The 19,112-nt window shown below is 65.5% G+C and carries 16 protein-coding genes; 7 read left to right on the top strand and 9 right to left on the bottom strand.

The window, feature by feature from the left end:
• Window positions 1-21: 21 nt before the first annotated feature.
• The 9 genes from ACFVUS_RS21470 to rpmH form a co-directional block, all read right to left on the bottom strand.
• Entirely contained in the window at window positions 22-1,044 is a 1,023-nt protein-coding gene (locus ACFVUS_RS21470; protein ID WP_387768786.1) for a ParB/RepB/Spo0J family partition protein, read from the bottom strand.
• 51 nt (window positions 1,045-1,095) lie between these two features.
• Window positions 1,096-2,061, bottom strand: a complete 966-nt coding sequence (locus ACFVUS_RS21465; protein WP_375963794.1) for a ParA family protein — start codon at window positions 2,059-2,061, stop codon at window positions 1,096-1,098.
• 386 nt (window positions 2,062-2,447) lie between these two features.
• Entirely contained in the window at window positions 2,448-2,873 is a 426-nt protein-coding gene (locus tag ACFVUS_RS21460; protein WP_375961508.1) for a hypothetical protein, read from the bottom strand.
• Between the two features lie 99 nt (window positions 2,874-2,972).
• Entirely contained in the window at window positions 2,973-3,674 is a 702-nt protein-coding gene (gene rsmG, locus ACFVUS_RS21455) for a 16S rRNA (guanine(527)-N(7))-methyltransferase RsmG (RefSeq protein WP_387768781.1), read from the bottom strand.
• Window positions 3,675-3,771: 97 nt separating this feature from the next.
• Entirely contained in the window at window positions 3,772-4,335 is a 564-nt protein-coding gene (locus tag ACFVUS_RS21450; protein WP_376073186.1) for a protein jag, read from the bottom strand.
• Window positions 4,336-4,367: 32 nt separating this feature from the next.
• On the bottom strand, window positions 4,368-5,453 hold the full coding sequence (gene yidC / locus ACFVUS_RS21445) for a membrane protein insertase YidC (protein WP_387768778.1): 1,086 nt from the start codon (window positions 5,451-5,453) through the stop codon (window positions 4,368-4,370).
• Between the two features lie 4 nt (window positions 5,454-5,457).
• Window positions 5,458-5,781, bottom strand: a complete 324-nt coding sequence (yidD, locus tag ACFVUS_RS21440) for a membrane protein insertion efficiency factor YidD (protein ID WP_387768775.1) — start codon at window positions 5,779-5,781, stop codon at window positions 5,458-5,460.
• Window positions 5,778-6,197 carry a ribonuclease P protein component gene (gene rnpA / locus ACFVUS_RS21435; protein WP_387768772.1) on the bottom strand — a complete coding sequence of 140 codons (420 nt, stop codon included), beginning with the start codon at window positions 6,195-6,197 and terminating at the stop codon, window positions 5,778-5,780. The genes yidD and rnpA overlap by 4 nt, the downstream gene beginning before the upstream one ends.
• Before the next feature lie 10 nt (window positions 6,198-6,207).
• Window positions 6,208-6,351 (bottom strand): 50S ribosomal protein L34, encoded by a 144-nt coding sequence (gene rpmH, locus ACFVUS_RS21430; protein ID WP_083898281.1) that lies wholly within the window; start codon window positions 6,349-6,351, stop codon window positions 6,208-6,210.
• A gap of 518 nt (window positions 6,352-6,869) precedes the next feature.
• Between rpmH and dnaA the strand changes: the two genes are divergently transcribed.
• From dnaA to ACFVUS_RS21395, 7 genes are all read left to right on the top strand, one after another.
• Window positions 6,870-8,753, top strand: coding sequence for a chromosomal replication initiator protein DnaA (gene dnaA / locus ACFVUS_RS21425; RefSeq protein ID WP_387768768.1), 1,884 nt, complete (start codon window positions 6,870-6,872; stop codon window positions 8,751-8,753).
• Between the two features lie 760 nt (window positions 8,754-9,513).
• Complete coding sequence (gene dnaN, locus ACFVUS_RS21420; RefSeq protein ID WP_364636827.1) at window positions 9,514-10,683, top strand: DNA polymerase III subunit beta; 1,170 nt, start codon at window positions 9,514-9,516, stop codon at window positions 10,681-10,683.
• A 167-nt stretch (window positions 10,684-10,850) separates the two neighbouring features.
• The gene (gene recF / locus ACFVUS_RS21415; RefSeq protein ID WP_387768764.1) at window positions 10,851-12,023 is read left to right on the top strand and encodes a DNA replication/repair protein RecF; all 1,173 of its coding nucleotides are present in this window, start codon (window positions 10,851-10,853) and stop codon (window positions 12,021-12,023) included.
• 372 nt (window positions 12,024-12,395) lie between these two features.
• Complete coding sequence (locus ACFVUS_RS21410; RefSeq protein WP_387768761.1) at window positions 12,396-12,992, top strand: DUF721 family protein; 597 nt, start codon at window positions 12,396-12,398, stop codon at window positions 12,990-12,992.
• 442 nt (window positions 12,993-13,434) lie between these two features.
• Window positions 13,435-15,474 (top strand): DNA topoisomerase (ATP-hydrolyzing) subunit B, encoded by a 2,040-nt coding sequence (gene gyrB, locus ACFVUS_RS21405; RefSeq protein WP_387768758.1) that lies wholly within the window; start codon window positions 13,435-13,437, stop codon window positions 15,472-15,474.
• An 83-nt stretch (window positions 15,475-15,557) separates the two neighbouring features.
• Entirely contained in the window at window positions 15,558-18,065 is a 2,508-nt protein-coding gene (gene gyrA / locus ACFVUS_RS21400) for a DNA gyrase subunit A (RefSeq protein WP_364636835.1), read from the top strand.
• 50 nt (window positions 18,066-18,115) lie between these two features.
• Window positions 18,116-19,072, top strand: a complete 957-nt coding sequence (locus tag ACFVUS_RS21395) for a DUF3566 domain-containing protein (RefSeq protein ID WP_387768753.1) — start codon at window positions 18,116-18,118, stop codon at window positions 19,070-19,072.
• Window positions 19,073-19,112 lie beyond the last annotated feature (40 nt).

The following is a 19,112-nucleotide window of genomic DNA, read 5'->3' as shown; positions in this document are numbered from 1 at the left end:
GACCCCAGAGTAGGGCCGATTTCAAAGCTTGGATTGCTCCATCAGGCTGACAATTCGCTCGAGATCGTCGATGGAACCGAACTCGACGGTGATCTTGCCTTTGCGCTTACCGAGCGCCACCGTGACGCGTGTGTCGAAGGACTCCGACAGTCGCTCGGCGACATCCTGCAAACCCGGCATCTGAATCGGCTTGCGCTTCGGCGCCGGGGGAGTGGCCGCGCTGTCGGGATTCCGATTCGCCAACTTGACGGCTTCCTCGGTCGAACGAACCGACATACCCTCCGCGACGATCCGCTTCGCGAGCTCCTCCTGCGCCTCGGCTCCCGCCTCCAGCGCGAGCACCGCGCGGGCATGGCCGGCGGAAAGCACACCGGCCGCTACCCGGCGCTGCACCGGAATCGGAAGTTTCAGCAGGCGAATCATATTCGTCACGACCGGTCGGGAACGGCCGATTCGCGAAGCCAGTTCCTCATGGGTGACGCCGAATTCCTCGAGCAGCTGTTCGTAGGCCGCCGCCTCTTCGAGCGGATTCAACTGCACGCGATGGATGTTCTCCAGCAGCGCGTCGCGCAGCAGCGCGTCATCCGCGGTCTCGCGGACGATCGCCGGAATGGCCTCGAGTTCCGCCTTCTGGCTCGCACGCCAGCGCCGCTCACCCATGATGAGCTGATACTGCGGCTCGGGCACACTCGCGACCTGACGCACCACGATCGGCTGCATGAGGCCGAACTCTTTGATCGAGTGCACGAGTTCGGCGAGCGCCTCGTCATCGAAAACCTGACGCGGCTGCTTCGGATTGGGCACGATCTGCTCGGGCGGAATCTCCCGATAGACCGCGCCCGCGTCCACCTCGTCGACCGCCGCCGGCTCCTCCGGATCCGGAACCCGATGCAGGAAGGCCGAAGCCGGCTGCGGGCCGCTCGGATCCAAACCGATGACGACATTGGCTGCGGCGCTGCCGAGGCCCCCCGGTGTGACCGCGGGTCCGGTAGGGATCAGCGCGGCGAGACCGCGTCCCAGTCCACCCTTCTTCGCCTGACTCATCGGTCTAGGACCCCTTTCGTTGTTCACCATGCACCGCGGCCGCGATTGTCATTACACACTGGATCCGGCGTCGGTGGTCGGCACCGGCTCCGGGCGCGCCGCCTTGGCTGCCATCTCACGTCCCGCATCCAAATAGCTCATGGCGCCACGTGAACCCGGATCGTAATCGAGCACGGTCATGCCGTAGCCCGGCGCCTCGGAAACCTTCACGCTGCGGGGGATGACCGAGCGCAGCACCGCGTCACCGAAGTGCGCGCGCACCTCCTCGGCCACCTGATCGGCCAGCTTGGTGCGGCCGTCGTACATGGTGAGAACAACGGTGGAGACATGCAATTCGGGATTCAGATGCGCCTGCACCAGACCGATATTGCGGAGCAACTGACCCACGCCCTCCAGTGCGTAGTACTCGCACTGGATCGGAATCAGCACCTCCTTGGCCGCCACGAGCGCGTTCACCGTGAGCAGGCCGAGCGAGGGCGGGCAGTCGATCATGACGTAGTCGATGTCGTATCCGGCGAGGTTCGCCTCCTGGATGGCGGCCTTCAACCGGCCCTCGCGGGCGACCATGGAGACGAGTTCGATCTCGGCACCGGCGAGATCGATGGTGGCCGGAATGCACAGCAGCCGTTCATTGTGCGGGCTCTGCTGGATGGCGTCACGGACGGTGCACTCGCCGATGAGTAGTTCGTAGCTGGACGGAATGCCGGAGTGATGCGGGATGCCGAGCGCGGTGCTGGCATTGCCCTGCGGATCGAGATCGACCACGAGCACGCGCATCCCCTGCACCGCCAGCGCCGCCGCCAGATTCACGGCGGTGGTCGTCTTGCCCACGCCGCCTTTCTGATTCGCGATGGTGATGACGCGCTGTTCGCGCGGGCGCGGGATCGCGGTATTGCCGGGGTGCAGCACCTGGCTGGCGCGTTGCGCTTCCGCTGCGATCGGGGTCTCGGTGGGGGAGATATTTCCGAACGGGGTGCGGCTGAACTCCTCTACATCGAAAGCTCCGGTATCGAGCATGCCGGGCACCCGGGACGTTGTTTCCCGTGAAACATTCGCCGGACCGTTGGACATACAGGCTCCTAACCCCGAGAACTCAAAGACACGTGGCCGAGTGGATGCGCGTAGGGAAGGCCGCCGGGCACCGCCACTGTGGGGCACTCACGCTCGACGTTCATAGCTTGCCAGTACCGGACACAATACGGAAGTTGAACGACAATCCCGCACCCGCGACACGCATAATCGATCACCCCGAAGGGAATTCGCGCGATGTTTCACGGGAAACCATGCCGGACAAAGACTCTGCCGGAGCCGCCCAGCCGAACGTGCCGCACCAACCAAAACGGGAACGGGCGCGACGGCGGGCCGGCCGTCGCGCCCGTTCCCGGGACGCGGTGGGGGAGTGACTACTTGGCGGAGAGCGAGCTCAGCAATCCGGCGAGCGGGTTGCTCCCGGAGGAGCCGGTGCCCCCACCCGGAGTAGTCGGCTGAGTCGTCACAGTGACGGTGGTCGACTTGCTGCTGATGATCTCCTGGGTCGCCTTCAACTCATGCGAACCGGTGGTGCTCGGCGTCCACTGGATGGTCGCCTTGCTATTGCTCACGTTCGCCTTACCGATCTCGGTGCCGTTATCGGTGAAGGTCACCTGGAACAGCATCGAGGTGAAGGTGACGTCCGCGGTGATGGTGTAGGTCTGGCCGACGTAGAGGGTGGTGTCCGAAACGCTGATGCCATTGACGAGAGCGTTGGCCTGGGGCGCGGTCACCAGCGCGGTCGTGGCCAGTGCGCCCAGCAGTGCGACGCCGAATCCGGCACGCCGTGTGGTCTTCATGAAAACTCCTGTGCTCCTATCCCACCTCTGTGTGGGTGACCCGGACAGTACCGAGCCGGAGCGCGGCGCACAGCACTTTCTGAAAGATTGGCGTTTCAGCTATTTCTTCGGGCGCGCTTTACGCCGATCGGCGCGGGGGAGCTTCTCCGCGCTGATCACCATGGTCGGCGTCTCCAGCACTCCCACACCGCATTCCAGCACCTCGGTCTTGCCCGCGCCCGCCTTGGCGAGATCGTCCCGATCGCGCTCCAATTCCTCGATCGCGCTGATTCCCTTGAGCGCCAACATGCGTCCGTGATCGCGCACCAGCGGCATGGACCAACCCGCCAGCTTCGCCAACGGAGCGACCGCGCGGGAGGTGACGACATCCGCGCCGCCCGCCTCCTTCTTCACGCCCGGCTGCTCCGCGCGCCCGCGCACCACGGTCACTCCGAGACCGGCGGCCTCGATGAACTCGGCCAGGAAAACGGTGCGGCGCAGCAGCGGCTCCACCAAGGTGATTCGCAGATCCGGGCGCGCGATGGCGAGCGGGATACCGGGCAGGCCCGCGCCGGAACCGATATCGACGACGGTCGCGCCCTCGGGGATGAGCTCACCGATCACCGCGCAATTGAGGATGTGCCGATCCCATAGCCGGGGCACCTCGCGGGGTCCGATCAACCCGCGCTCGACTCCCGCGCTCGCGAGCACGGTGTAGTACCGGCGCGCGATCTCCAATCGATCGCCGAAAATCACCGCGGCTGCGGCGGGCGGCTCGACAGCGAGATCGGTCGACTCGGTGCCAGGTTCCACGTGAAACATCCTTCCCAACTGATGACGAAAAGCGGTCGACTCGGGACAAGCGTAGGGCCCCCGGTCTGTTCGACGCGGGGGCCCCGGCTTCAGTGCGGTGTGCGTGTCACGCGGGGAGGACGACGACCCGTCGGCTCGGCTCCACGCCTTCGCTCTCGCTGACGACACCGTCGACGGCGGCGACCGCGTCGTGCACGATCTTGCGCTCGAACGGAGTCATCGGGGTGAGCGCCTCACGCTCGCCGGACTCCAGCACGCGCTTCGCGGCCTCGGTGCCGAGCGCGCTCAGCTCGCTGCGGCGACCCGCGCGCCAGCCCGCGACATCGAGCATGAGACGGCTGCGCACACCGGTCGCCTGCTGCACGGCGAGGCGGGTCAGCTCCTGGAGGGCATCCAGAACCTCACCGCGACGGCCGACCAGCTTCGCCAGATCCTTACCGCCGTCGATGCTCACCACAGCGCGATCACCTTCGACATCGAGGTCGATATCACCGTCGAAGTCGAGCACATCCAGTAGCTGCTCGAGGTAGTCACCGGCGATCTCGCCCTCTTCGATGAGCGCTTCCTCGGCATCCACCACGGGCTCGGCCGCCGCCGCGGTCTCGGTATCCGGTGCCGCCGCCGTCGCAGCCGTCACTGTGGGGTCCCCTCCGTCGGTTTCAACAGTCATGGTTGTTCCTTCATCTGGAGTTGTAGAGAAGATCAGCGACGGCGCTTCTGGTTGGCGCGCCCGCGATTGCCGGACCGCTTCTTCTGCTGGTTCGACTGTTGGTTCGACTTGGCGGAACCGTTCTGGTTGACCTGCGGCGCATCGGACTTCGCCATATCGACGCCATTGGTGTCGGCCTGCACGGGTGCGTCGGCGACCGCCTTCTTACGGGTGTCGACCGGCTTCGCGCCCGGCTTCGGAGCGTTCTGGGCGCGGCGCTCGATGGCGGCGTCCTTCTTCTCTTTCTCTTCCTTCTCCATGCGGCCGAAGACGAGATGCTGCTGCGCGTAGGTCCAGATGTTGTTGGACACCCAGTAGATCAGGATGGCGATCGGCAGGAACGGACCACCGACGAGCACGCCCAGCGGGAACACGTACAGCGCCAGCTTGTTCATCATGGCGGCCTGCGGGTTGGCGGCGGCCGCCTCACTCTGCCGCTCCACCGAGGCGCGCGCGTTGAAGTGCGTCGCCAGGCCCGCGATGATCATCAGCGGTACCGAGACCGCGATGATGGCGACCTTGCTCGGCATACCGCCGTACTCGGCGAAGGATTCCAGCACCGCGTTCTTCTCGGTGATGAAGCCCGAGAGGGGAGCGCCGAAAAGCCGTGCGGTCAGGAAGGACTGGACGTCGCCCGCGCTGAAGAAGTAGTTCGCGGTATGCGCGTTGTCATACGGCGTCATGCCCAACTGGCCGATACCGGTACCGGTCCGGTTGAACGAGCGCAGCACATGGAACAGACCCAGGAACACCGGAACCTGCAGCAGCACAGGCAGACAGCCCATGAGCGGATTGAAGCCGTGTTCCTTCTGGAGCTTCTGCATCTCGACCGTCATCTGCTGACGATCGTTCTTGTACTTCTTCTGCAGTTCCTTGATCTGCGGCTGCAGTTCCTGCATCTGCTTGGTGGTGCGGACCTGCTTCACGAACGGCTTGTACAGCACCAACCGCAATGTGAACACGAGGAACACCACGGCCAGCGCCCAGGCGAAACCGCTGTCGTCGCCCAGCGCCCACCCGAAGACGCGATGCCAGAACCAGAGGATTCCCGACACCGGGTAATAGATGAAATCGAGCACGGCGTTATGTACTCCCGTCGTTCGTCTCGCCGGTCACCGCGGGCGGTGACCCTTGTTTGGCTGCTGCCGCGTGCCGGTGACGTGAACGTTCCGGTACGGGGTCCCACCCACCAGGGTGCCAGGGTGCGCATTTCACGATTCGCACGGCTGCCAGTCCGAGTCCGACGAACAGACCGCGGGTGCGCAGCGCGGTGACCGCGTACTCACTACAGGTGGGAGTGAAGCGGCACACCGGCATGCGGGTGGGGGAGACATAGGTCCGATACAGCTCGATGAGGAATATCAGAGCTTTGGCCGGTAGACGGGCAGCGGCGCGCAGGACATTCATGAGTCGCTGCCAGCTGTTCCCGATTCGCCACCGGCCGGACCGGATTCGCTGAGGGTGCCGAGTTTGCGCAGGCCGCTCCGGATCTGACGTTCGAGATCAACGGAAGCGGCGCTCGCCGCGCCCGGCAGGGCGCGCAGAACGATATCGGCGCCGACGGGTAGATCCACCGCGACGCTCGCACAGATATGACGCAGGCGGCGGGCCACCCGGTGGCGTACCACCGCCGGACCCACCGCCTTGCTGACGATCAAGCCGAAGCGCGGACCGCCCACCCGAATGGATGGTTCCGGTCCGCTCGACTGATCGTCGTGTAGCAGTACGTGCACAACGAGATCCCGTCTCCCGATCCGCCGGCCCTGGCGCACCGTCCGGGAAAAATCGGTACGACGGTGCAGCCGATACGGCTCAGGCAGCACTGATCTCGAATCAGGCCGTCAGAGACTTACGGCCCTTGCCACGGCGCGCCGAAACGATGGCGCGGCCCGCACGGGTACGCATACGAAGACGGAAGCCGTGGACGCGCGCCCGACGACGGTTGTTCGGCTGGAACGTCCGCTTGCCCTTGGCCACGGTCAACACTCCTCATAGGTGGCGGGCGTCGGTTGACGCCCGAAGCTTTATCGGTGAAACGGTCTGCGATCCGGCGAATCTGAGATCCGCGGACGCAAATACCCTTATCGGCACGGGCAGCAGACAGCCGCCACCGCACCATAGGGTGACTGTAGAAGGGTACTTATCTGCTGGACGAGGGTCAAACTCGGGGTAAGAGAGCACTTTCCGGGCCTGAAAAGCCGGTTCGACCGAATGGCCCCGCTTCATGTACCGTCCTTCGAGGCGTTGGAGCGACCTAGCGTGTAGTTGCCAGCTGATTGCTGAAGAACCGCAGGTCTGCGCCCGAATAGGGGGATTCGACGGGATGCGACACGCATCCCCAGGTTGTCCACATCTGTGGATAATTGTGTGGAAACACCCTTGGAGTGGCATATTCGTGGGGCTGACGGTGCTCGCCGACGCCCGGTTACCTGGGGGAATCGAGCAGTCGCCGCCCGTCTGCTCCAATCGACCTTGCTCCGGGGAGGACTCCGTTCGTGAACGACGAACAGAATGTGCTGACAGCCGTCTGGCCCGAGGTGATCGCGGAACTCGCGAGCGGCTCCGCGGACGGTGAGATCCAGCCGGTCAGCAAGGCGCACAAGGCCTGGCTCGGCATCATCGAGCCGATCACCTTCGCGCAGGGATTCGCCCTGCTCTCGGTGCCCGGAACGATGGCGCAGGAGGTGGTGGAACGCGATCTCCGCGAGCCGATTCTGCGGTCGCTGGCCCGGCGCGGACTCCAGGTCGAGGGCCTCGGCGTGCGGATAAGGGCACAGCAGAACTCACCGGTCGACCGCTCGCCCAACGCACCCAGGCACGCCCGCATGACCTCGCGCCCGGAACGTCCGCGTGAGCCCGATCACGCCCCGATGAGCTACCAACCGGCACCTCCGGCGCCCGCTCCGGCGGAGCGCCAGCAGCCGCACTACCAGGCACAGCCGGACTATCCACAGCCCCGCTACGCCCCCGCACAGGACTACCCCGCGGAGTACGGCGAGCGTGAACCTTATCCACCGGTGGAATTCGGTCAGCCACAGATGGCCGAAGAGTTGCCGGTGCCCGTTCCCGAGCCGCAGCAACCGCCGCGCCGCCGGGAAAACCATCGCGCGCCGAACCTGCCGCCCGGGCAGGAATCGCTGTTCTCGCCGGAATCGGAGCCGGAACCGGCGCATATGGCGGCGCAGCCCACCCATATGCCCGCGCCACCGCCACCGCCCATGCCGTCGCAGCCCGCGCGCAGGCCGGTGGACGAGGACCACGAGGACGACGAGCCGGTCGTCAACGCGCGCAATTCGTGGCCGACATATTTCAACAAGTCGCCCGAGCGTGAGACCCCGCAGCCGTCCTCGGCCAACAGCCTGAACGCCAAGTACACCTTCGAGACCTTCGTCATCGGCGCGTCCAATCGCTTCGCGCACGCCGCGGCGGTGGCCATCGCGGAGGCTCCGGCGCGCGCCTACAATCCGCTATTCGTTTGGGGCGCTTCGGGTTTGGGCAAAACCCATCTGCTGCACGCGGCCGGGCACTACGCCCAGCGGCTGTTCCCGGGCATGCGGGTGAAGTACGTGTCCACCGAGGAATTCACCAACGACTTCATCAACTCGCTGCGCGACGACCGCAAGGTCGCGTTCAAGCGCCGGTACCGCGAGACCGACATCCTGCTGGTGGACGACATCCAGTTCATCGAGGGCAAGGAAGGCATCCAGGAGGAGTTCTTCCACACCTTCAACACCCTGCACAACGCGAACAAGCAGATCGTGGTGTCCTCGGACCGGCCGCCCAAGCAGCTGGCCACCCTGGAGGAGCGGCTGCGCACCCGCTTCGAATGGGGCCTGATCACCGATGTGCAGCCGCCCGAGCTGGAGACGCGCATCGCGATCCTGCGCAAGAAGGCGCGGATGGACCGCCTGGATGTGCCGCATGACGTGCTGGAACTCATCGCCAGCCGGGTGGAGCGCAATATCCGCGAGCTGGAGGGCGCGCTCATCCGGGTGACCGCGTTCGCGTCGCTGAACGGGCAGCCGCTGGATCTGTCGCTGGCCGAGGTGGTGCTGCGCGATCTCATGCCCGACGCCACCACCATGGAGATCACCGCGTCCACGATCATGGCCGTGACCGCGGAGTACTTCAACACCACGCTCGAGGAGCTGACCGGTCCCGGTAAGGCCCGCCCGCTGGCGCAGGCCCGGCAGATCGCGATGTACCTGTGCCGTGAACTGACCGACCTATCGCTGCCCAAGATCGGCCAGGCGTTCGGCCGCGACCACACCACGGTCATGTACGCCGACAAGAAAGTGCGCAAGGAGATGACCGAGCGGCGCCGGGTGTACGACCAGGTTCAAGAACTCACAGCCCGGATTAAACAGCGTTCCCGCTGATCCACAGCTAACAGGCCCCCACGTCCTCTGACGTGGGGGTCTTGTGTTTTCGGGGTTGTGGATTCCTCGAGGAATCCTCGAGGAAACTGTGTGGAATCCTCGAGTTGTGCACCGGTTTACGCACAGGGCTCTACTAACAGGGGTGCACAACCGGTAGTGCACAGTTCCCACAGGTTGCTTCATCCTCGAGGTCTGACCTGGGCGGATGCGAGTTGTGCCCTGTGGATTCCTCGAGGAGTCCCATGGGAGTCCTCGAGGAAACTCGGAGTTGTCCACCGATTCGCCCCCATGTGCGCAGGTGGGCCGGAAACCGTGGAGCAACTCGAGGATGGCTCGAGGATGAATGTGGAAACTGGCTGTGACTCCACAGCCATCGGCTGTTCATCCTCGAGACACCCTCGAGACATCCACACGCCGCCGCACCCTCGGACCTGCGGAAAGGGGGGAAGTCCACAGATTCCACAGTGCCTACTACTACTTCATTTCTCTCTAATTAGAATTCTCTTCTAAAACAGGTGTGTGGAAAGTCGGCCTGGGAGCGAACGGTTCGCCGGGAGCGGTTCCCGGTTCGCGCACAGGGCGCCTGGAGAAGAACGGACACCCCGGACTCAGTTGGACCCTCCGCCCCGGCGCGCGCAGATCGCGGGTACGGTTTGATGTCGGCCCCCTGTGCGAGACTGCATGGGTTCCAGGGGGAAGCAGCCCCTGACGAATTCACTGATCACCACTGATCGAGACTGGGAGAGGAACAGACCGGGCGATGGAGCTTGCAAGCATGAAGTTTCGGGTCGCTCGCGAGGACTTCGCCGAATCCGTAGCCTGGGTGGCCCGCAGCCTGCCGTCGCGGCCTCCGGTGCCTGTGCTCGGCGGTGTGCTCCTCGTGGCCGATGAAGATGGTCTTACGGTGTCCGGCTTCGACTACGAGGTCTCCGCGCAGATGCGCGTGGCCGCCGAGGTCGCCGGTCCCGGGCAGGTATTGGTCTCGGGCCGCCTGCTGGCCGACATCACCAAATCACTGCCCAACAAGCCGGTGGACGTATCGGTGGACGGCACCCGCGTGCTGATCGCCTGCGGCAGCGCCAAGTTCTCGCTGCCCACCATGCCGGTCGAGGATTATCCCCAGCTTCCCGAACTTCCTCCCCAGACCGGTGACCTCGCGGTGGATCTGTTCGCCGAGGCGGTCGGCCAGGTCGCCGTCGCCGCGGGCCGCGATGACACCCTCCCCATGCTCACCGGCATCCGGGTCGAGATCGAGGGGCCGAAGGTCGTGCTGGCCGCCACCGATCGCTTCCGGTTGGCCGTGCGCGAGCTGGAGTGGAATCCGGGTCGCGCCGATGTGGAGACCGCTGTGCTGGTCCCGGCTCGCACCCTGTCCGAGGCCGGTAAGACGCTCGGCTCCTCCGATCAGCCGGTGCAGCTGGCGTTCGGCACCGGCAGCGATGGTCTGCTCGGCATTGTCAACGGCGGTCGCCGCACCACCACGCGCCTGCTCGACGCCGAATTCCCCAAGTTCCGGCAGTTGCTCCCCAAGGAGCACACCTCGGTGGCAACGCTCTCGGTGAGCGCGCTGGTCGAGGCCATCAAGCGTGTGGCCCTGGTGGCCGAGCGCGGCGCACAGGTGCGGATGGAGTTCTCCGAGGAGGGCCTGCTGCTGTCGGCCGGTGGCGATGACGCCGGTCGCGCCGAGGAATGGCTGGAGGCCGACTTCCGCGGTGAGGGGCTCACCATCGCCTTCAACCCGGGCTACCTGGTGGACGGGCTCGGCGCGCTGCGCACCGATAAGGTCACCTTCGGATTCACCACCCCCAGCCGTCCGGCCGTCTTCGTGCCCGCACCGGAAGAGGATCCGGCACAGCTGGATTCGGGTGCGTTCGCGGCGCTGGCCAGCAGCTACATCTACCTGCTGATGCCGGTGCGCCTGCCGGGCTGATCGGCGAACCGATAGACCGAACACTGTGCACAGTGTTGGTAAACCTGTGAAAAACTCGGTGCGCGTAGGGGTTTCACCCCGCGCCGCCGGGTTTTTTCGCTGCACGGGCTGGATATCCCCAGTTCCATCAACATTTCCCCAGGTCGAAGGGCAGGGTGGCTAGCCGGATGTACGTGCGCACCCTGTCGCTGCGTGATTTCCGGTCCTGGGAGGCCGCCGAACTCGAATTGCCGCCCGGCCGAACGGTTTTCCTGGGCTCCAACGGCAATGGCAAGACGAACCTGATCGAGGCGGTCGGATATCTGTCCACACTCGGCTCGCATCGGGTGTCCGCCGATGCCCCGCTGATCCGCATGGGCGCGCAGAAGGCCCGTATCGGCGCGACCGTGGTGAACACCGGTCGTGAGCTGCGCGTGGATATGGAGCTCAATCAGGGCGTCGCCAATCGCGCGCAGATCAATCGCTCACCGGTGCGGCGGCCGCGCGAGATCCTGGGGATTCTGCAGACGGTGCTGTTCGCGCCGGAGGATCTGTCGCTGGTGCGTGGTGATCCGGGTGAGCGCAGGCGCTTCCTGGACGAGCTCGCCACCGCGCGACTGCCGCGCCTGGCGGGCGTGCGCGCGGATTACGACAAGGTGCTGCGGCAGCGTTCCGCCCTGTTGAAAACCGCTGGGCGACTTGCCCGTTCCGGTGGGCGCGGCGCGGAATTGAGCACCCTCGACGTGTGGGACGGACATCTCGCCGCGCACGGTGCGGTACTGCTGGCGCAGCGGCTGCGACTGGTGCACGAACTTTATCCACATCTCGCACAGGCCTACGGATCGATCGCGCCGGAGTCGCGCCCGGCCTCCATCGCGTACCGAAGTGGTTATCTGCCACCGGAATTGCTCGACCCCGCGCGTACTCCACAGCTCGACGACGATGCCGACCTCGAGGCGATCCTGTTGCGCGAGTTGGCCGCTGCCCGGCAGAAGGAACTCGAGCGCGGCGTCTGCCTGGTCGGCCCGCATCGCGATGATCTGGAGTTGATGCTCGGGTCCGCGCCGGCGAAGGGTTTCGCCAGTCACGGTGAATCCTGGTCGTTCGCACTGGCTTTGCGGCTCGGCGCGTTCGAATTGCTGCGCACCGCGGGCACCGATCCGGTGCTGATCCTCGATGACGTGTTCGCCGAACTGGATCGCCGCCGCCGCACCGCGCTGGCAGCCGTCGCGGCCGAAGCCGAGCAGGTGTTCATCACCGCCGCGGTGGTCGAGGATGTGCCGCCCGAACTCGAGGCCACCCCGATGCGTGTGGAAACCACGGGCGAGGCGGACAGCCGCAGTTCCCGAATCGCGGTGTAGCCCGCCCGTCTGCGCACGGGATCCTTCGTCATCCCGGCATGCTTTTGGCCGGGATCCACACCGGATCGATGGATCCCGGCCAAAAACGCGCCGGGATGACGGGAGGGATCCGCCCGGGTGACAGCCGGATCGCGGCGGGATGACGGCGAGGTCGCCGACGGGTGTACGCCCGGTGACCTGCGCGGAGTTATCCCCAATTCCCCAGGTTTCTCCCCAGGTGCGGGATTGTTACCAGGCCGTGGCGCCGGTGGCGCGAGTGCGACATCACCCCTGGCCACGGCGTGCCTGTCGGCGGTATGCGGCAGAATCGCCGGGAACCCGCAGATCTCGGCATCGAGATCTCGAACCGATCGCGACCGAAGGGACCTGTGCATGGCCGAGCAGCCGGAAGCCTTCGATCCCGCGCGGTCCGCGGCGGCGGGGGAGTCCGCCACCGGGCCCGATGGTGAGTTGCGGGGTGTGGATCTCGCCCGCCGGGCACTGGAGGAGGCCAGGGCAGCCGCTCGGGCCGCCGGTAAATCGGTGGGTCAGGGCCGGGCGTCGCCGCCGCGCAAGGGCGGGATCCGCGCGTTGCGCGGTAAGCGGCGCGGTTGGTCCGGGTCCGGGCCCGATGATCGCGATCCGCAATTGCTCGGCGCGCTGACCGGTCAGCTGGCCAAGGGGCGCGGCTGGTCGGGCAAGGTGGCCGAGGGCATGGTGTTCGGGCAGTGGGCGAAGGTGGTGGGGGAGGACATCGCCTCGCACGCGCAGCCGGTCTCGCTGGAGAACAATGTGCTGAGCATTCAGGCGGAGTCGACCGCGTGGGCGACGCAGCTGCGCATGTTCCAGTCGCAGATCCTCGCGAAGATCGCGGCGGCGGTGGGCCACGGGGTGGTCAAACAGTTGCGCATCAATGGCCCGACGGCCCCGAGTTGGCGTAAGGGCGAGCGGCATATCAAGGGTCGCGGACCCCGCGACACGTACGGGTAGGCACCCGTATTCGCTTGCGCGGCTGACTCCTTCGCTGGTCAAACGATCGTTTCACGTGGAACGTGCGCGGAATTTGTCGGTGCCGCGCACTAGGCTGGGAGAGTCCGGATCTCGATCGCGGCGAACCCTGTCGCAAACTCTCCCGGCGGCGCACCGTCATCGCCCGCTGAAGGTCTTGGAACCCCTCTCACCCATCACCGGACATATTGATGGTCGATTTCACGCACGTATGAGGCACTCAGGGGTGTCATAGGTGCATTCTGTGTCGGTCGTACCAGTAGGATGGGGGAGTAACTAGCGGCGATACCTCCCGGCGCGTTCGGCGACAGCTTGCGCGTGGATCCGTAACCCTCGAGCAGACCTGCTCCGGGGCTCCACGTGTGCTCACCGTCCGGCGCCCGGAGGATCAGCAAGTAAGGAGAGCTACCGACCAGTGGCTGCCATGGACTCCAACGCAGACGGCTCGACCAAGCCCAAGTCAGGCAACCCGGGCTACGGTGCCGACTCCATCACTGTTCTCGAGGGCCTCGAAGCGGTCCGCAAACGCCCCGGTATGTACATCGGCTCCACCGGCGAGCGCGGTCTGCACCACCTCATCTGGGAGGTTGTGGACAACTCCGTCGATGAGGCGATGGCCGGTTATGCCTCCCGCGTCGATGTGACCATCCTGGCCGACGGTGGCGTCGAGGTCGTCGACGACGGCCGCGGTATCCCGGTCGCCATGCACGCGCAGGGTGTGCCCACCATCGAGGTGGTCATGACCCAGCTGCACGCGGGCGGCAAGTTCGACTCCGACGCGTACGCCGTGTCCGGTGGTCTGCACGGCGTCGGTATCTCGGTGGTGAACGCGCTGTCCACCCGCCTCGAGGCGGAAGTCGACACCGACGGATTCCACTGGACCCAGGAGTACAAGGATTCCAAGCCGGGCAAGCTGTTCCAGGGCGATGCCACCCGGCGCACCGGTACCACCATCCGGTTCTGGGCCGATCCGAATATCTTCGAGACCACGGTCTACAACTTCGAGACGGTCGCGCGCCGCCTGCAGGAGATGGCGTTCCTGAACAAGGGACTCACCATCACGCTGACCGATCAGCGGGTGTCCGACAGCGATGTCACCGACGAGGTGGTCGGCGATACCGCCGAGGCGCCCAAGCACCTGGACGAGAACGCCCCGGCCGCGACGCCGAAGGTGAAGACCCGCACCTACCACTACCCCGGTGGGCTCGAGGACTTCGTCAAGCACATCAACCGGACCAAGTCGCCGATCCACAATTCGGTGGTCGGCTTCACCGGTAAGGGCACCGGGCATGAGCTCGAGGTCGCCATGCAGTGGAATTCGGGTTACTCCGAATCCGTGCACACCTTCGCCAACACCATCAACACCCACGAGGGCGGCACCCACGAAGAGGGCTTCCGCGCCGCGCTCACCACGGTGGTGAACAAGTACGCGAAGGATAAGAAGCTCCTCAAGGAGAAGGACGGCAACCTCACCGGTGACGACATCCGTGAGGGCTTGGCCGCGATTGTCTCGGTGAAGATCTCGGACCCGCAGTTCGAGGGCCAGACCAAGACCAAGCTCGGCAATACCGAGGTCAAGTCGTTCGTGCAGCGCACCTGCAATGAGCATCTGGCGCACTGGTTCGAGGCGAATCCGGCCGATGCGAAGACCATTGTCACCAAGGCGGTGTCGTCGGCGCAGGCGCGTGTGGCCGCGCGTAAGGCGCGAGAGTTGGTGCGCCGCAAGTCCGCCACCGATCTCGGTGGCCTGCCGGGCAAGCTGGCCGACTGCCGCTCCAAGGATCCGGTGAAGTCCGAGATCTACATCGTGGAGGGCGACTCCGCCGGTGGTTCGGCCAAGTCCGGCCGCGATTCGATGTATCAGGCGATCCTGCCGCTGCGCGGCAAGATCATCAATGTCGAGAAGTCGCGTATCGACAAGGTGCTCAAGAACAACGAGGTCCAGGCGATCATCACCGCCTTCGGCACCGGTATCCACGACGAGTTCGATATCGCCAAGCTGCGCTATCACAAGATCGTGCTGATGGCCGACGCCGACGTGGACGGTCAGCACATTTCGACGCTGCTGCTCACGCTGCTGTTCCGCTTCATGCGGCCGCTGGTCGAGCAGGGGCACGTGTATCTCGCGCAGCCGCCGCTGTACAAGCTCAAGTGGCAGCGCACCGAACCGGAGTTCGCGTACTCCGACCGTGAGCGCGACGGTCTGCTGGAGGCCGGTCTGGCCTCGGGCAAGAAGATCAACAAGGACGACGGCATCCAGCGCTACAAGGGTCTCGGCGAGATGAACCCGAAGGAGCTGTGGGAGACCACCATGGATCCGAGCGTGCGCGTCCTGCGTCTGGTGACGCTGGACGACGCGGCGGCCGCGGACGAGCTGTTCTCGATCCTCATGGGTGAGGACGTGGAGGCGCGTCGCAGCTTCATCACTCGCAATGCCAAGGACGTTCGGTTCCTCGACGTCTAGCGAAGTAGGACCCGGGAGTTCACGCCCCCGGGTCCCCCTTGCGTCCGGAACCCCTCGAAAAGACTTCCTACGGAGACCAATTCATGACTGAGACTTCGCTTCCGCCTTCGGGCGGCGACCGCATCGAACCGGTCGACATCCAGCAGGAGATGCAGAACTCCTACATCGACTACGCCATGAGCGTCATCGTCGGGCGCGCGCTGCCCGAGGTGCGCGACGGTATGAAGCCGGTGCACCGCCGGATCCTGTACGCGATGTACGACAACGGCTACCGCCCGGATCGCAGCTATGTGAAGTCCGCGCGCCCGGTCGCCGACACCATGGGTAACTACCACCCGCACGGTGACACGGCGATCTACGACACCCTCGTGCGTATGGCGCAGCCGTGGTCGCTGCGCTATCCGCTGGTCGACGGTCAGGGCAACTTCGGTTCGCGCGGTAACGACGGCGCGGCCGCCATGCGCTACACCGAGTGCCGCCTGACCCCGCTGGCGATGGAGATGCTGCGCGAAATCGACCACGAGACGGTCGATTTCACCCCGAACTACGACGGTAAGACGCAGGAGCCGATGGTGCTCCCGGCGCGCGTGCCGGCGCTGTTGATGAACGGCTCCAACGGCATCGCCGTCGGTATGGCCACCAATATCCCGCCGCACAATCTGACCGAGCTGGCGCAGGCCATCTTCTGGGCGCTGGACAATCACCTGGCGGATGAGGAGACCACCCTCGAGGCGTGCATCGAGCGGGTCAAGGGTCCGGACTTCCCGACCTCGGGCCTGATCGTGGGCACCCAGGGCATCAATGACGCGTACCGCACCGGTCGCGGTTCGATCCGCATGCGCGGTGTGGTCGAGATCGAGGAGGACGCCCGCGGGCGCACCACGATCGTCATCACCGAACTGCCGTACCAGGTCAATACCGATAACTTCATCAACGCGATCGCCGAGCAGGTCAAGGACGGCAAGATCGCGGGCGTCTCGGACATCCACGACGAGTCCTCGGACCGCGTCGGCATGCGCATCGTGGTCACCGTCAAGCGGGACGCGATCGCGAAGGTGGTGCTGAACAACCTCTACAAGCACACCCAGCTGCAGACCTCGTTCGGCGCGAACATGCTGTCGATCGTGGACGGGGTGCCGCGCACGCTGCGCCTGGATCAGATGATCCGGCTGTACGTGAACCACCAGTTGGACGTGATCGTCCGGCGCACCAAGTACTTGCTGCGCAAGGCCGAGGAGCGGGCCCACATCCTGCGTGGCCTGGTGAAGGCGCTCGATCAGCTCGACGCGGTGATCGCGTTGATCCGCCGTTCGGCCGATACCGACACCGCGCGCACCGGCCTGATGCAGTTGCTGGAGATCGACGAGATCCAGGCGACCGCCATCCTCGATATGCAGCTGCGCCGTCTGTCGGCCCTGGAGCGCCAGAAGCTGATCGACGAATTGGCCAAGATCGAGCTCGAGATCGCCGATCTGAAGGACATTCTGGAGAAGCCGGAGCGGCAGCGCGCCATCGTGCGCGATGAGCTCGCCGAGATCGTCGACAAGTACGGCGACGATCGCCGCACCCGGATCATCGCCGCCGACGGCGATGTCACCGATGAGGATCTGATCGCCCGCGAGGACGTGGTGGTCACCATCACCGAGACCGGGTACGCCAAGCGCACCAAGACCGATCTCTACCGTTCGCAGAAGCGCGGCGGCAAGGGCGTGCAGGGCGCGGGTCTCAAGCAGGACGATCTGGTCCGGCACTTCTTCATCACCTCCACGCACGACTGGCTGCTGTTCTTCACCAACAAGGGCCGCGTCTACCGCACCAAGGCGTACGAGCTGCCCGAGGCCAGCCGGACCGCGCGCGGTCAGCACGTGGCGAATCTGCTGGCGTTCCAGCCGGACGAGAAGATCGCCCAGGTCATTCAGCTGACCACCTACGAGGACGCCCCGTACCTGGTGCTGGCGACCCGCAACGGCCTGGTCAAGAAGTCCCGTCTGACCGATTTCGACTCCAACCGCACCGGCGGCATCGTCGCGGTCAATCTGCGCGATGGGGACGAATTGGTCGGTGCGGCACTGTGTTCGGGCGAGGACGATCTGCTGCTCGTCTCCGCGCACGGCCAGTCCATCCGGTTCTCCGCCAATGACGAGGTGCTGCGCCCGATGGGCCGCGCCACCTCCGGCGTGCAGGGCATGCGCTTCAACCAGTCCGATGAACTGTTGTCGCTCAACGTGGTTCGCGACGACGATCAGACGTACCTGCTTGTCGCGACCGCGGGTGGGTATTCCAAGCGCACCGCGCTCGGTGAGTACACCGCGCAGGGTCGCGGTGGAAAGGGCGTATTGACCATTCAATACGACGAAAAACGTGGCAGTCTGGTCGGAGCGCTCATCGTCAATGACGATGATGAGCTGTACGCCATCACATCGGGCGGCGGCGTTATCCGGACGGCGGCCAATCAGGTTCGCAAGGCCGGACGCCAGACCAAGGGTGTGCGATTGATGAACCTGGGCGAAGGCGATACGTTGCTCGCGATCGCGCGTAACGCGGACGAGCCCGACCAGGTTGCCGAAGATGACACCAGCGGTTCGGCGTAGCAGTAGTTTCACCCCAGCAGCGGCGGCACAACGGATCGAAGGATTCACCATTGACCAATCAGCCGAATGACCAGCGCGGTCATGCCAATGGCGTGACCGAGAGAATCGCCCCGTCTCCGATTCCGCCGCGGCCGATTCCACGGCCGGGTTCGGGGAACGAGGGAGGTACGCCGCAGGTGTCCAATGAAATCCCGGACCATTCAGGTGATTTCGCCTCGGATGTCACGGGCCGAATCAGCGATCCGACGGAGGTGACCGCCCCCGAAGCCGTGGACGGTCAGTCCGCCGGCAACCCCTACCAGGACGGCGGGTGGTCGCAGCTGCCGCAGCGGGAACCGCAGTCCAACCTGTACCGCCCGGGTCAGGCCCCCACCACCGGTCGTCCCGGCGGCGTGGGCCTGAACGCGGGTGTCTCCAACGCGCGCACCACCGCCGACCTGGCGGCCAAGGCGGCGCGCAAGGAGGCCGCCATGGTGAAGTCCGTCGGTATCGACGGACCGACCCGCAGCATCGCCCGTCCGGAACTGGTGAAGGATCTGCCGGATCTGTCGGAGATGCGGCATCCGCTGCCGCCGCCGGAGCCGATTCCGCCGGCCGGTCCGGTATCACCGTCCGCCCCCGCGGCGGTGGCCGCCGCCGCTGCCACCGGTGAGCCGCTGCGCGCGACCGTGCAGGTGCGCCATATCGATCCGTGGTCGACGCTGAAGGTGTCGCTGGTCATCAGCGTCGCGCTGTTCTTCGTGTGGATGCTGGCGGTCGGCCTGCTGTACCTGGTGCTCGAGGGCATGGGTGTGTGGGAGCGGCTGAATTCCACGTTCACCGATATGGTTTCGGATTCCTCGGCCTCCGGGCTGATCGACGCCGGCACCGTCTTCGGCTACGCGGGTGTCATCGGCATGATCAATGTGGTGTTGCTGACAGCTCTTTCGACGGTCGGCGTGTTCGTCTACAACCAGTGCACCGATCTGGTCGGCGGCATCCAGGTGACCCTGGCGGACCCCGACTAGAAGCATTTCGGAACGGCCGGTTACACCCCGCGAAACAGGG

The organism is Nocardia sp. NPDC058058, assembly GCF_042885355.1.
Taxonomy (GTDB): Bacteria; Actinomycetota; Actinomycetes; order Mycobacteriales; family Mycobacteriaceae; genus Nocardia.
Note: the sequence above shows the minus strand (reverse complement) of the source record. Positions and strands in the feature narration are given on the sequence as shown.

Excerpts from the sequence above, each read along its gene's own strand:
- ACFVUS_RS21470 (WP_387768786.1), bottom strand. The coding sequence starts at position 1,044 with ATGAGTCAGGCGAAGAAGGGTGGACTGGGACGCGGTCTCGCCGCGCTG.
- ACFVUS_RS21465 (WP_375963794.1), bottom strand. The coding sequence starts at position 2,061 with ATGCTCGATACCGGAGCTTTCGATGTAGAGGAGTTCAGCCGCACCCCG.
- ACFVUS_RS21460 (WP_375961508.1), bottom strand. The coding sequence starts at position 2,873 with ATGAAGACCACACGGCGTGCCGGATTCGGCGTCGCACTGCTGGGCGCA.
- rsmG (WP_387768781.1), bottom strand. The coding sequence starts at position 3,674 with ATGTTTCACGTGGAACCTGGCACCGAGTCGACCGATCTCGCTGTCGAG.
- ACFVUS_RS21450 (WP_376073186.1), bottom strand. The coding sequence starts at position 4,335 with ATGACTGTTGAAACCGACGGAGGGGACCCCACAGTGACGGCTGCGACG.
- yidD (WP_387768775.1), bottom strand. The coding sequence starts at position 5,781 with ATGAATGTCCTGCGCGCCGCTGCCCGTCTACCGGCCAAAGCTCTGATA.
- dnaN (WP_364636827.1), top strand. The coding sequence starts at position 9,514 with ATGGAGCTTGCAAGCATGAAGTTTCGGGTCGCTCGCGAGGACTTCGCC.
- recF (WP_387768764.1), top strand. The coding sequence starts at position 10,851 with ATGTACGTGCGCACCCTGTCGCTGCGTGATTTCCGGTCCTGGGAGGCC.
- ACFVUS_RS21410 (WP_387768761.1), top strand. The coding sequence starts at position 12,396 with ATGGCCGAGCAGCCGGAAGCCTTCGATCCCGCGCGGTCCGCGGCGGCG.
- gyrB (WP_387768758.1), top strand. The coding sequence starts at position 13,435 with ATGGACTCCAACGCAGACGGCTCGACCAAGCCCAAGTCAGGCAACCCG.
- gyrA (WP_364636835.1), top strand. The coding sequence starts at position 15,558 with ATGACTGAGACTTCGCTTCCGCCTTCGGGCGGCGACCGCATCGAACCG.